13 protein-coding genes and 1 tRNA gene are annotated in these 13877 nt (G+C 39.9%); 8 read left to right on the top strand and 6 right to left on the bottom strand.

The features are described from left to right. On the bottom strand, positions 1–955 hold a 955-nt coding region (locus KTR06_RS23815), incomplete at its 3' end, for an ATP-dependent RecD-like DNA helicase (RefSeq protein WP_217290868.1). 95 nt (positions 956–1050) lie between these two features. On the opposite strand from KTR06_RS23815, the gene KTR06_RS23810 reads away from it, so the two are divergent. Genes KTR06_RS23810 through KTR06_RS23800 form a run of 3 tightly spaced genes read left to right on the top strand, consistent with a single transcriptional unit; the run spans position 1051 to position 3031 of the window. Then, complete coding sequence (locus KTR06_RS23810; RefSeq protein ID WP_004301363.1) at positions 1051–1737, top strand: hypothetical protein; 687 nt, start codon at positions 1051–1053, stop codon at positions 1735–1737. Next, a complete protein-coding gene (locus KTR06_RS23805) occupies positions 1737–2507 on the top strand; it encodes a DUF3822 family protein (protein ID WP_004311006.1) in 771 nt (256 codons plus the stop codon). Before KTR06_RS23810 ends, KTR06_RS23805 begins: the two co-directional genes overlap by 1 nt. Then, positions 2498–3031 (top strand): RsmD family RNA methyltransferase, encoded by a 534-nt coding sequence (locus tag KTR06_RS23800; RefSeq protein ID WP_004314595.1) that lies wholly within the window; start codon positions 2498–2500, stop codon positions 3029–3031. Before KTR06_RS23805 ends, KTR06_RS23800 begins: the two co-directional genes overlap by 10 nt. Positions 3032–3055: 24 nt before the next feature. On the opposite strand, the gene cls is transcribed toward KTR06_RS23800, so the two are convergent. From cls to KTR06_RS23785, 3 genes are all read right to left on the bottom strand, one after another. Further along, the gene (cls, locus tag KTR06_RS23795; RefSeq protein WP_004301164.1) at positions 3056–4495 is read right to left on the bottom strand and encodes a cardiolipin synthase; all 1440 of its coding nucleotides are present in this window, start codon (positions 4493–4495) and stop codon (positions 3056–3058) included. A 132-nt stretch (positions 4496–4627) separates the two neighbouring features. After that, positions 4628–7549 carry a TonB-dependent receptor gene (locus KTR06_RS23790; RefSeq protein ID WP_004311007.1) on the bottom strand — a complete coding sequence of 974 codons (2922 nt, stop codon included), beginning with the start codon at positions 7547–7549 and terminating at the stop codon, positions 4628–4630. A gap of 83 nt (positions 7550–7632) precedes the next feature. Further along, positions 7633–8037, bottom strand: a complete 405-nt coding sequence (locus tag KTR06_RS23785; RefSeq protein ID WP_004305412.1) for a hypothetical protein — start codon at positions 8035–8037, stop codon at positions 7633–7635. An 80-nt stretch (positions 8038–8117) separates the two neighbouring features. On the opposite strand from KTR06_RS23785, the gene aroB reads away from it, so the two are divergent. Then, positions 8118–9179 (top strand): 3-dehydroquinate synthase, encoded by a 1062-nt coding sequence (gene aroB / locus KTR06_RS23780; RefSeq protein ID WP_008020580.1) that lies wholly within the window; start codon positions 8118–8120, stop codon positions 9177–9179. 112 nt (positions 9180–9291) lie between these two features. Here aroB and KTR06_RS23775 read toward each other — a convergent pair whose 3' ends face one another. Then, positions 9292–10161 (bottom strand): AraC family transcriptional regulator, encoded by an 870-nt coding sequence (locus KTR06_RS23775; RefSeq protein ID WP_004314597.1) that lies wholly within the window; start codon positions 10159–10161, stop codon positions 9292–9294. A 463-nt stretch (positions 10162–10624) separates the two neighbouring features. Between KTR06_RS23775 and KTR06_RS23770 the strand changes: the two genes are divergently transcribed. The 3 genes from KTR06_RS23770 (at position 10625) to KTR06_RS23760 (ending at position 12540) form a co-directional block, all read left to right on the top strand. Then, positions 10625–10699 (top strand) — tRNA-Pro (locus tag KTR06_RS23770). Between the two features lie 57 nt (positions 10700–10756). Next, positions 10757–11977: an S-adenosylmethionine:tRNA ribosyltransferase-isomerase gene (locus KTR06_RS23765; RefSeq protein ID WP_004314598.1), complete on the top strand. Its 1221-nt coding sequence runs from the start codon at positions 10757–10759 to the stop codon at positions 11975–11977. Between the two features lie 44 nt (positions 11978–12021). Beyond that, positions 12022–12540, top strand: coding sequence for an NUDIX domain-containing protein (locus KTR06_RS23760; protein WP_004323622.1), 519 nt, complete (start codon positions 12022–12024; stop codon positions 12538–12540). Here KTR06_RS23760 and KTR06_RS23755 read toward each other — a convergent pair. Beyond that, positions 12518–13060, bottom strand: coding sequence for a glutathione peroxidase (locus tag KTR06_RS23755; protein WP_120067214.1), 543 nt, complete (start codon positions 13058–13060; stop codon positions 12518–12520). The two genes, KTR06_RS23760 and KTR06_RS23755, sit on opposite strands and share 23 nt — an antisense overlap. A gap of 210 nt (positions 13061–13270) precedes the next feature. Between KTR06_RS23755 and KTR06_RS23750 the strand changes: the two genes are divergently transcribed. Then, the coding region (locus tag KTR06_RS23750) for an efflux RND transporter permease subunit (protein ID WP_217290867.1) at positions 13271–13877 on the top strand (607 nt) is incomplete at its 3' end.

Raw genomic sequence — 13877 nt, 5'->3', positions numbered from 1 at the left:
CTATAAAATCCATCTCCTTATATTTCTCCGTCCAATAGTAATTATTTTTGGCTATCATCAACATATCTCCTGTATTCAATTCATCTTCACGCCAAAGAATTTGAGCACGTATTCCATTGTTATATAGGTTTGCACGTTTATTGGAACGACAGACAACAATCGTCTCATCCATACCATCATGATCGTAGCAATTAGTTAGTTCCTCTATCAGTTCAGTTCCCGGCACCAGTTTAATATCAGGAAAACCTGCTATTTTTATCTTAGGCAGAGAATAACAATCATCCTCTGCTATCAATTGCCTCAACTGTGTGGCATTCCATAATATTCCGGATTCTTGCACCTGACGGACTACTTGAGTAAGATCAATCTCACGTACTTCAAGTCCATACCCCTTCAATGCATCGGAAAAAAGTGCCGGGCTTAACTCCTCTCCTACCGGAGGAAGCTGCGCGGTATCACCCATTAACAAGAGACGACATCCCTGTCCTGAATAAACAAATTGCACCAAATCATCCAATAAACGTCCTGTTCCAAACATACTGCCCGACAGTCCTTCGTTTGAAATCATGGAAGCCTCGTCGACAATAAACAATGTATTGGTAGCTAAATTGTCATTGATCGAAAAGTTACTAAGTTCATTAGAAAAAGATTGTTGTCTATATATTTTTTTATGAATAGTAAAAGCCGGATGTCCTGCATACACTGAAAAAACTTTTGCCGCACGTCCTGTAGGAGCCAACAATACAGATTTCTGCTGCAGCTGATCCATCGTTTTCACCAATGCCCCTACCAACGATGTTTTACCAGTACCAGCATACCCTCTTAAGATAAAGACTTCATCTGCCAGTGTGGACAGCAGAAACTCTGAAAGAGATTTTACAGCAATTTCCTGCTCTAAAGTTGGCTGATAAGGAAAATTTTCCTTAATTTGCCTTTCTAAATAGTTATTTATCATTTTTGTACGAGAAAAAAGTTCGAGGAACTATCGTATTTAAATTTATTTATTCTATTTTTGCGATGCGAATATAACAACTAAAAACATAATTTATCATGAAAACAGTATTTAATATTGTATTGGTGCTTTGTGCTGCTGCACTGATTTACATCTGTTACACCAGCATTATGGGTCCTATCAATTTTGAAAACGCAAAAAAAGAAAGAGAAAAAGCAGTCATTGCCCGTTTGATCGACATCCGTAAGGCACAGCAGGAATACCGTTCGCTGCACCGCGGAATGTATGCACCCAAATTAGACACACTGATTGATTTCGTTAAAAATCAAAAATTGCCGTTCGTTATGAAGATGGGAATGTTAACTGACAAGCAATTGGAAGATGGACTGACTGAAAAGAAAGCCATGGCTATCATCGAAAAAGCAAAGAAAACCGGTAGATACGATGAAGTTAAGAAATGGGGACTTGAAAACTTCAAACGTGACACTATGTGGGTAGCTGTATTGGATACTATCTATCCCAAAGGATTCAATGCCGACTCTATGAAATATATTCCTCACGGAAATGGTGCTCAATTCGAAATGAACGTGAAAAATGACACTGCCAAGTCTGGTGCTCCGGTATATTTGTTCGAAGTGAAAGCTCCATACGAAACTTATTTGAGCGGACTTGACAAACAAGAAATCATCAACCTAAAAGACCTGGATTCTAAACTAGGCAAATATAGCGGCTTGATGGTAGGTTCTATCGATACTCCAAACAATGGTGCTGGTAACTGGGAATAATGATTGATTTTACTAAATCAAAACAATATACTTTATCCATCCGTCTTAGTACGGATGGATTTTCTTTTTCTATCTATAACCCGATTCATGACGATTCGCTTTCAATAATAGAAAAAGAGATAAATGCGTCTTCATCCCTTACAGCAAATCTAAAAACACTCTTTCACGAATCGGATTTCCTCAATCATCCTTACAAACGAGTAAACATTATGATGGCAGGCAAGCGTTTTACGATTGCGCCATTAGAATTGTTTGAAGAGGAACAGGCGGAACTTCTGTTTTATCATAATCATCAGAAAAAAGAAAACGAAACGGTGCTCTATAATATTCTAAGAAAGAATAATGTAGCTGTCATCTTCGGCATAGACAAAAGCGCACAGACCTTTTTGAATGAACAATATCCCGAAGCTCGTTTCTATTCTCAATCTACTCCATTCATCGATTATTTTTCTGTAAAAAGCAGATTGGGAAACAGTAAGAAGATGTATGCTTCTATACGCAAAGACGGCATTGACATCTATTGTTTTGAACGAGGACATCTGCTTCTGGCTAATTCCTTTGAATGTACGCACACAGAAGACCGTATTTACTATTTATTGTACGCCTGGAAACAACTGGAGTTTAATCAGGAACGGGATGAGTTACACCTAACCGGAATACTTCCGGAGAAAGACGTTTTAATGAGTGAATTGAAAAAGTTTATCCTACAGGTATTCATCATGAATCCTGCAACTAATATTGACATGCAAGCCTTATTAACATGCGAGTAATCAGCGGTATTTACAAACGAAGAAGATTTGACGTGCCTCGGACATTTAAAGCACGCCCTACGACAGATTTCGCCAAAGAAAATCTGTTTAATGTACTCAATAACTATATCGATTTTGAAGAAGGAATAACAGCTCTTGATTTGTTTGCCGGAACGGGAAGCATCAGTATCGAATTGGTATCCCGCGGATGCGACCGTGTTATCAGCATTGAGAAAGATCCTGCACATCACTCATTCATCTGCAAAATTATGAAAGAGGTGCAGACAGACAAATGTCTGCCGATACGCGGAGATGTATTCAAGTTTATCAAAAATGGCCGCGAACAGTTCGACTTCATCTTTGCCGATCCTCCCTACGCTTTAAAAGAGTTGGAAACAATACCCGAATTAATCTTTCAGAATAATCTTCTCAAAGAAGGAGGATTATTGGTACTGGAGCATGGAAAAGATAATAATTTCGAAGAAAATCCACATTTCCTTGAGAGAAGGGTGTATGGAAGTGTGAACTTCTCACTATTCAGATAAGATCCAAATACAATTTCATCCTTATTAAAGTAGCGGAGCCAATAAACGCACGATAGACTCCGCAGCTTTTTGTCTCCACGAACGTCTGCCCCAATTCTTCAAAAAGATCTGTGTACTTTCGCGCTGGTCCTGAAGAAATATTTCTTTCATTTCAAGGGCAGTTTCTACGTCATACATAAAAGCATTCACCTCAAAGTTATGCTCAAAGCTACGGAAGTCAACATTGGTAGAGCCTACAGTGGAAAGCATATCATCTGAAACCATCAGCTTAGAATGTAGAAAACCTTTCTTATAAAAATAGACCTTAACACCTGCCTGCATCACATCTGCCAAATAAGAACGCGATCCAAGATGAGTTATCCAGTTATCTGCACGTTCCGGTAACATCAAGCGTATATCCACCCCAGACAATGCTGCTGTTTGCATAGCTGCTAATATTGGTTCTGTAGGCAAAAAATAAGGTGTTTGCATATAGAAATATTTTTTTGCACTGGTAATGGCAACAGTCAATCCCTGCATGATTTCTTTCCATGGCCCGATAGGCTCACTCGTGACAATTTGCACTAAAGAACTTCCGCAAGAGTCAATCTTCGGAAAATAACGGGAAGCGGTTATCAACGTACGGTCTACAAAATACCAATCAAGCAAAAAAGCCGTTTGTAAACCATGCACTGCCTTGCCTTCCAACATGATATGCGTATCTCGCCAAATCCCCCAAGAAAAGCCACGCATATAACGTTCTGCCAGGTTCATTCCCCCAACGAAGCCCACGCGTCCGTCAATAACGACAATCTTTCTATGGTTGCGGTAATTCACCCTACTGGTAAATAAGGGAAAACGTACTTTCAAAAAGCTCCTGACTTCAATACCGGCATTGCGCATTTCTTCAAAAAAACGGTTAGGCACATGCCAGCAACCTACATCATCATAGATAACCCGTACTTCAACCCCGTGAGAAGCTTTTTCTATCAGCACATCCCTGACCATACGCCCGATAGCGTCATCTTCAAAGATGTAATATTCCATGTGGATATGCTGCTTCGCTTTTTGCAGTTCACGCAACAATGATTGAAGTTTGGTATATCCTTCGGTATAGACTGCCACACGGTTCCCCTCAAATGGAAACGCTTGATTCGTTTGCTGGAAAAGCTGAATAAGACGGGAGTATTCATAAGGAACGTCCGAACAATCCTGTGCGAGATATTCGGCCATTGGTTTCTTCAATAAGCGGTCGTAGCTTTTTTGCCCAATGATACGTTCGCGACGTTGACTCCGCCCAAAGAAAAAATAAAAGACAAGTCCGACAATAGGAAGGAAAAGTAATATGAGTATCCATGCCATGGTTTTAACCGGATTCCGGTTGTCAAGAATGATGATGACAATCGTACCGATAATGGCTCCAAAATAAAGAATATCAAAAGCCACTGTTGCTATCTGGCTAAGCATATAGTTCCAATCAATCATAGGAATCTCCTTTCATACGGATACTAAACAACAAATATAGAGTAAATTCTCGGATTAACAAAGAAGTCCCGGCAACAACATTGAATCGTTGTGCCGGGACTTCCTGTTTTTATTTAAACCTATTACTCTGCTTTAGTGTGGTCTGCCACCTCCAAAGCCACCACGCGGGCCACGAGGTCCACCACCATCAAAACCGCCATGACGCATATTGCCGCGAGCTTCTTTATTTCCAAAAACATTCAGACGATAAGAGAAACGAAGCATGCAGTAGCTATTAATTCCGTTATATTCAGAAACAGAACGCATATCGGCTGTTAACGAACGGCTGATATTAGATTGCTGCCGCAGAATATCATATACTTCAAAACTGATGGTTGCGGCATTGCCTTTCAGGAAGTTTTGGGCAATCTGTGCATTCCAAATAAGTTCATTCTTATTCATACTGGCATCACGATAACCACGACGAGCGTTATTAGTGATATTGGTAGACAACGTCATACTCCAAGGTAAAGAGATATTAGTACTTGCACCATAACCAAATGTATAGGGTTCTTGATTGTTTTCCGGACGCAGTTGATTTCGCTCAAAGTTATAGTTGATTGAACCATTCAAGGTAAATTCAAACCAGTCGTTACGGAAAGTTCCATTCAAATTCTCTCCGAAAGTCAGTGTCGTACTAGTGTTCTTGTCATTTATTTTAGTATCGTCATTAAAAAGATAAGAAACCGCATTGGTATAATTAGCACGGGAGAAAGAATTTATGGTAAACCGCTTATCTCTCAATGCAGTATTGAATCCAAACATTCCCATCGCATTCCAGTTTCCGTTGATATTCTCCGGTTTAACAGTCACTCCACCAGTACTCTGATTATAAGTAGTGGCATTAGTAATGCTATTTTGAGTCATATTCAAGTTTGCATGAGCCATCATGCCACGCTGTTTATCTGCATTATAAGTATTATAAAACAAACGCATAGAATGAGAGAAAGAAGGTTTCAATCCCGGATTACCCTTACGGATATTCAACGGATTAGAGTCATCAGTTACATCAAGCAAATTTTCCATACTCGGCTGGCTTGCACGTCCCCGATAGGTAAAGCGCAACTGGCTGACTTTAGAAAATCTGTAACGAAAATCAACGTTAGGAGCAAAATTGAACACATTTCTTTTTACTACAGTATCTACTTCGGCCTTCTTATAATCCAATCTGGTGTTCTGCGGTTGCAAAGATACTCCAAAGTTCAATCTATATTTCTCGCGGATAATATTTAGTCCTGCATTAATATCATGGTTATAATATTTATATTGAGCATACTTACTCAAATCTCTATCTTTATTCTCTTCATATCCTACAGGCAGACCATCACCAAAATTCCAAAACCAATCCTGTCCTTTATCTGCATCAGGAATCAAGCTGTATGTACTTCTGTCACTTTCACTATATTTATATTGAAATTTATAGCGGAACTGTAAGAAGGTAGCTCTCGCAATCGGTTCGCTATAAGTCAGTTCGGCAGTATAATCATAATTCTTGGTTGGAGAAGTAGTATATTGTTTACGCTCATCATCTTCTTTTTTTGCATTATCATCAAAATAACGCGTCAATGATTCACTAAACTGTTCGCTGTCATTATCTCCATAACTAAATGTACCACGGAAAGTGATGTTTCGTCCCTGATTATTCAATCTACGATTCACTTGCAAAGAAGCATTTGCAGAGAGATTCTGCCCTTCAGATTTTGATTCACTATTACTGGCGTTGACACGAATAGCTTCTAAAGGATCATCCGTACTTCCCCAGAAAATCTTATTCAAAAACTCATTAGGATTAGACACCAAATTAAATGGATCTCCATTAAAAGTACCCGATTCGGAAATAGAATAACTATTAGACTTTCCATAAGAAACGTTCGGACGGAAAATGATATTTGTCAATGTGTCCGGTTTCCACTCCAACCGAAAGTCTGCATTAAAGTTCGTATTCTTATTGCGGCCTTTACTGTTCGAATTTGAATAAGAATTTCCATTTTGCAGGAAACGTTCCGAGTAGTTTGTAGATGTTGCATCCCGATCACTGAAATTATAACGGGCACTACCTCCCAGTTCCAATTTTTCAGTCTGGGTAGCAAAGTTAGCCCCTAACATCTTGGTAGCAGTCAAACCATTGCTGTTCCGGAAACGAGGTCCGCCACCTCCACCGGAGAATCCCTGATCGTTCACATTATTAGCAGAACCGATTAAAGAGAATTGGCTATTATCGACAAAACGATTCAACATCAAGTTGCTTCCGTAACGATCTTCTGTACCACCGGCAACACTTGCATTACCAAACCAACCTTGATTCATACCTTTCTTCACTTTCAGGTCAAGAACAGTTTCTTCTTCTCCGTCATCTATTCCGGTAACACGTGCCAAGTCCGATTTTTTATCGTATGTTTTCAGTTTGTCGATCATGTTGACCGGTAAGTTCTTCAATCCGGTTTTCACATCACCGCCAAAGAACTCTTTACCATCCACCATAATCTTCTTTACTTCTTTACCATTGATTTTGACGTTACCGTCATCGTCTATTTCTGCTCCCGGAAGTTTCTTCACCAACTCTTCGAGCATCGCCCCTTCGGGAGTACGGTAAGCTGTTGAGTTATATTCCAGCGTATCTTCTTTCACGACCACCTGCGGAGCTTCGGCAGTAATCACCGCTTCCTTCAGCATGACAGCATCAGGGTCCAATGTAATGGTTCCCAATTTTTTATCAGTGGCGTTAGCAGATAATTGTACCGGTACGAGCTTGGTTCGGAATCCAATATAGGAAACTTTCAACACATATTTTCCGGCTTTTACTTTGGGGAGAGTAAACCATCCTTGGTTACTACTGGCTATACCGGCGGCATAAGCACTATCAGGTAATGATAGCAATTGAACTGTAGCCTGCGCTGCGGGCTCTTTAGTATCGGATTCCACCACACGTCCCGAAACGGTAATAACCTTATTCTGTGCAAAAATTGAGAAGGTGCATAGCAACATCAGCACCAACCCTGCTGAAAATCTTTTCATTTACCTTATTTACGATTATATTAGTAGCAATAACAATGTCTTTTTGACAAATCGAATCGTAAAAGGTTTAATTGAAAAGAAAATTATCTTTTAAAGAATCGATCAACAAGCGCTTTTTTCAGACCAAACTCCAGACAAAGCACATTAAAAACCAGAAAAGTAAGGAAAGAGGAAGTATCGACGTTTATCACATCTCCTTGCATAACACGCCACAACATACCACCAAAGACGAACAAGAATGTCAAAAAGATAGCATTACGAACAGCCGAATTCCGGATTTGCTCCGTTTCACGGCTTTCATTCTTACTCAATGCAAAGATTATTAACAAGCATCCTGCCATCATCAACAACTTTGTACATTCTTTATAAAACAGCAAGTTAGTATCAGTTACTACTCCCTGCATCACCAAAATAAAAGGGATGAACAGAGCTACCAACAAGACAACATATCCTAAAGGACGACAATATACAGGTAATAATGCTTTCATGATTAAACGTTTTAATGAGACAAAAGTAAGTAAAAAAAGATATTTTATATACATTTGCAGAGTAAAAAAGCAAAAGAATCATGAGTAAACAAGAAGTTATTCTCTGCGAAAGCTTGGAAACGAGCCTCGGTCGTGCCATTGAGCTATGTCCGCATGACAAATTATTCGTCCTCACAGACGAGCATACCCAGCGTCTTTGTCTCCCTTCTCTAAAGGAATCGGATCTGTTAAAAGATGCTGTAGAAATCTGTATCGGAGCAGAAGATGTGCATAAAACTCTGGAAACACTCGCTTCCGTCTGGATGGCATTAAGTACTCAAGGGGCTACCCGCCACTCTTTACTTATCAATCTTGGAGGAGGGATGGTGACAGATCTCGGAGGTTTTGCCGCAGCTACATTCAAACGGGGCATTTCCTATATCAATATACCAACCACTCTGCTCGCTATGGTGGACGCATCAGTGGGGGGTAAAACAGGAATCAACTTCAACGGACTGAAAAATGAAATCGGTGCTTTCGCTCCGGCAAACAGTGTATTGATTGAAACTGAATTCCTACGCACATTGGACACACACAATTTCTTCTCCGGATATGCTGAAATGTTGAAGCACGGTTTGATTAGCAATACGGCACATTGGGCAGAATTGCTCAATTTCGATTCCTCTAGTATTGATTATGCAGCTCTCAAACAATTGGTAGGTCAATCGGTACAAGTGAAAGAAGATATTGTAGAACAGGATCCCTTCGAACATGGAATCCGCAAAGCATTAAATCTGGGACACACCGTAGGACATGCGTTCGAAAGTATGGCACTGGCAGAAAACCGTCCTGTATTACATGGATATGCAGTAGCTTGGGGAATTGTGTGCGAACTGTATCTTTCTCATCTCAAAGTAGGTTTCCCGAAAGAGAAAATGCGGCAAACGATCCAGTTTATCAAGGATAATTATGGTGTATTTACTTTCGACTGCAAGAAATATGACCAACTGTATGCATTTATGACGCATGATAAAAAGAATACTTCAGGTACTATCAATTTCACCTTACTAAAAGATATTGGAGACATTTGCATCAATCAGACTGCCGATAAGGACACTATCTTCGAAATGCTCGACTTCTATCGCGAATGTATGGGAATTTAATCCATCCTACATCAGATATACCACATAGTAAAAGGGAATGAAATAGACTTCATTCCCTTTCTCTTCCCAATCCCTATAGATATTATTGCCTATTGTGAGGCAATTGTCCGCACTATTGTTCTAAGTTACTCATTCGATATTGTGAAAGCGACATTCCTGTATGCTTTCTAAAAAAACGTCCAAGCGACGATTGATTCGCAAAGTTCGTTTTAATCGCTATTTCCTGAATGTTCAGGCTTGTGTTTTTCAACAAAGCCTTGATTTCTAATATGATGTATTCAACAATCCAGTCTTTAGCAGACTTCCCGCTTGTCTCCTTAATTACCATAGTCAGGTATTTGGAAGTAATACACAGTTTATCCGCATAAAAAGCCACATCCTTATTCTCCTTAAAATGCTTCATGATAAGCCCAAAGAATTTATTAGCCAACTCTTCTTTACGGGTATCCCTGCGGGCAGTCATCAAGGTCGATTCCTTTTGATAAGCATTGAACAGTTCCAGATACAGATACCTCAACAAATGAATAATCAGCTCACGCCTATATATATCTTGAGAGGTAACTTTATCTTTTATCATACCCAGATAATTATACATCCGGGGAATATCGCGTTCCGTCTGCGGATACCAGTAATGAGTCCGCATATAGAAAAAGAAATGCGGAGAAAATCTGGGCACACCACTTAACGCATCACTAAACAGTGAAGTAGATATAACCATCGTAACGGTCGAGAAATCTTCACTTGGCTCACTAAATGAGACAAATTGTCCGGGTAATAATATAATCAATTCCTCCGGTTGTATCCAATGTACATCTTCATGCACTGTAATTTTGGCCTTTCCACCTAAACAATATATAATCAAAGCTGATTGATTATTAGAAGGATAAGAAGTCAAAGGAAGATACTTCAGATTTTGATAAAATTTAAAATCGTCACCCAGGACGTATATCTCTAATGTCTCTCTATTTTTAATGTCTAACATTTAACACCTTTCTAAACTAAGTCTTTTTACAAATGTATAACTTCCTAATTTACCACGCACCAAAAATGGAAATATAGTATCATACTAAGGAAGTCAAACACCTTTTATTTACATTAATTTATAAACAAACTCTCTGATTGTTAGTTCATTTATCATTTTCCTATTTCGTTTTATTATAGACTGACCTGGTTTTTATAGTGTTTTTAGGACAAGAAAAGGATTAATGCTTTCAAATGAAAAATAAGTAGATTGTTTTCTAATTCAAGCAAAATTAAAGAAATGTACTTTTATATCACATAAGAGGCAATCAAAAGAACTACTAACTCATTGAGATAAAGATTTGCATGACCACAAGAAAGACTAATAATCAGAATAATAGCTATAAATCGGCACAATTCATACTAGAAAAATCAACGGATTATTTGCTAATTAAAAATTAATCTGTACTTTTGCATCCGCAATTCGGGGTGTAGCTCAGCCCGGTTAGAGTACGCGTCTGGGGGGCGTGTGGTCGCTGGTTCGAATCCAGTCACCCCGACTGGTTAAAGAGGTTAGAAACCGAATGGGTTCTAACCTCTTTTTATTTTAGAAAACAATGAAAGAAGATCCTAGACATATCCATATCAGTGAATACAGTTATCCTCTTCCGGATGAACGTATTGCTAAATTCCCGTTGCCTACCCGCGACCAGTCCAAACTCTTAATATACCGTCGTGGAGAAATCAGTGAAGATGTTTTCACTTCTTTGCCGGAATATCTGCTGCAAGGCAGTCTGATGATATTCAATAATACAAAAGTCATTCAGGCGCGCCTCCATTTTCGAAAAGAGACGGGAGCACTGATCGAAGTGTTTTGTCTTGAACCGATCCAGCCAAACGATTATGTCTTGAATTTCCAACAGACAGCACATGCCGCCTGGCTTTGCATGATCGGCAATCTGAAGAAATGGAAAGACGGACAGTTGAAACGCGAAATGACCGTCAAAGGATTCCCTATTACCTTGACCGCTACCCGAGGAGAATGTAAAGGAACCAGCCATTGGGTAGATTTTGCATGGGATAATCCAGAAGTGACGTTTGCCGATATCCTTGAAGTATTCGGAGAGCTTCCTATTCCTCCTTACTTGAACCGGGATACGGAAGAAAGTGACAAGGAAACTTATCAGACTGTTTATTCTAAGATTAAAGGTTCGGTAGCTGCGCCTACGGCGGGATTACATTTCACTCCACGAGTATTGGATGCACTTCAAGAGAAAGGCATCGATCTTGAAGAATTAACTCTACACGTAGGAGCAGGCACATTCAAACCTGTAAAAAGTGAAGAAATCGAAGGTCACGAGATGCACACGGAATATATATCGGTCAATCGGAGTACCATCAAAAAACTGATTGACCACGACGGTTGTGCTATTGCAGTAGGGACTACTTCTGTACGGACTCTGGAAAGCCTGTATCACATTGGAGTTACATTGGCTGAAAATCCGTATGCTACGGAAGAAGAACTACGTGTCAAACAATGGCAGCCTTATGAAAAGTACGACCAGATTCCTCCCGTTGTTGCGTTGCAAAAGATATTAGGATATCTCGACAGGAATGGTTTGGAAACCCTTCACACCAGTACACAGATTATCATAGCACCGGGATACAATTATAAAATAGTGAAAGCGATGGTTACTAATTTCCATCAGCCGCAAAGTACCTTGCTGCTTTTAGTTTCAGCTTTTGTAAAAGGGAATTGGCGCACAATTTATGATTATGCACTGGCGCATGATTTCCGATTCCTAAGTTATGGAGATTCTTCTTTATTAATACCATAAGAAATCCTCCTCTCCGAAAGATTTTACGCAATATAAAAGACACTATGCCAAGCGATAATAACCAGGAAATGTTCCCTATCGTAGACGAACAGGGAAATATCACCGGAGCCGCCACTCGCGGAGAATGTCACAGCGGTAGCAAACTGCTTCATCCGGTAGTTCACCTTCACGTATTCAATGCCCAAGGAGACATCTACTTACAGAAACGCCCCGAATGGAAAGACATTCAACCGGGGAAATGGGATACGGCTGTGGGCGGACATATTGATTTGGGCGAAAGCGTAGAAATCGCCCTAAAGAGAGAAGTCCGTGAAGAATTGGGCATCACAGACTTCACCCCCGAGCTTCTCACCAGTTATGTTTTTGAATCCAGCCGTGAAAAAGAGCTTGTTTTTGTCCACAAAACCGTTTATGAGGAAGAAATCCATCCCAGCGACGAACTGGACGGTGGACGATTTTGGAAGATCGAAGAAATAAAAGAAAATCTGGGTAAAGGAATCTTCACTCCCAACTTCGAAGAAGAGCTGAAAAAAGTATCTCTTATTCCTTCTCTATCCAAGTAATAATCTTTTCAGAGAACGGACTTTCTTTCGGAGACACAACTCCCGCCCAACGTCCGTTCTCATCAATCATAAACTTCTGAAAATTCCACTGAACCGGTGCGTTTTCTTTTCCATTCTGTTTTTTCTCCGTCAACCATTGGTAAAGAGGAGCCATATCTTTTCCTTTAACGGAAATCTTAGCCATCATCGGAAAAGTAATATCATAGTTCAAAGAACAGAACTTGGCTATTTCCTCATTACTACCCGGTTCTTGTCCCATAAAGTTATTCGCCGGAAAACCGATAATAACAAAGTCTTTTTCTTTATATTTCTCATATAGTTTCTCCAGTTGAGCATACTGGGGCGTCAGCCCACACTTAGATGCCACGTTGACTACCAGCACTTTCTTACCTTTCAGTGAAGAAAGAGAAAAGTCCTTACCATCAATAGTTTTCACTGTAAAATCATAAAAAGACTTGTTTTGCGCTTCCGAAGAAATTGCAAACAACAGGCTTACCATCATCAAGACGAATGTTTTCATGCTGAATATACATTTAGTTTGTTTTTATATTAAACGAGTAAACTGAAAGAAATGTTTGTTCAGCAGTGAAACAAGAACTATGATTTTACATCTTTCAATTCCCAAATCCGTCACTTCACCCCACAATCTTTCCGCTTCATTTATTCTTAGTGATAACGGATGAAGATAGGTAGTAATTTTGTATCGTGAAATAATAATACAACGAAAGTCATGTTTACAGCTATTGTACGTTTTTCAATCAAGAAGAAACTATTTGTAGGACTCACTACTCTCTTCCTGTTTATCGGAGGTATCTATGCGATGCTGACACTACCTATTGATGCCGTGCCCGACATTACCAATAATCAGGTACAAATAGTGACCGTATCTCCTACACTCGCGCCACAAGAGGTGGAACAACTCATCACTATGCCTATCGAAATAGCGATGAGCAATATTATGAATGTCGAAGATATCCGTTCTGTCAGCCGCTTCGGGCTATCGGTCGTAACGGTCGTTTTTAAAGAAAGTGTCCCCACACTCGATGCACGGCAGTTGATAAATGAACAAATACAAAGCGTAACAAGCGAAATTCCCTCCGAGCTCGGAACACCGGAGATGATGCCCATCACCACCGGTCTGGGAGAAATTTACCAGTATATATTGAAGGTAGCTCCCGGATATGAGAAGAAATATGACGCAATGGAACTCCGCACCATTCAAGATTGGATGGTGAAACGTCAGTTGTCCGGTATCCCCGGTATAGTAGAAATCAATAGTTTCGGCGGTTACCTGAAACAATATGAAGTAGCCGTCGACCCGGACGCCCTGTTTTCTT

This window comes from Bacteroides sp. MSK.20.12 (assembly GCF_019052435.1).
Classification (GTDB): Bacteria; Bacteroidota; Bacteroidia; order Bacteroidales; family Bacteroidaceae; genus Bacteroides; species Bacteroides xylanisolvens.
Note: the sequence above shows the minus strand (reverse complement) of the source record. Positions and strands in the feature narration are given on the sequence as shown.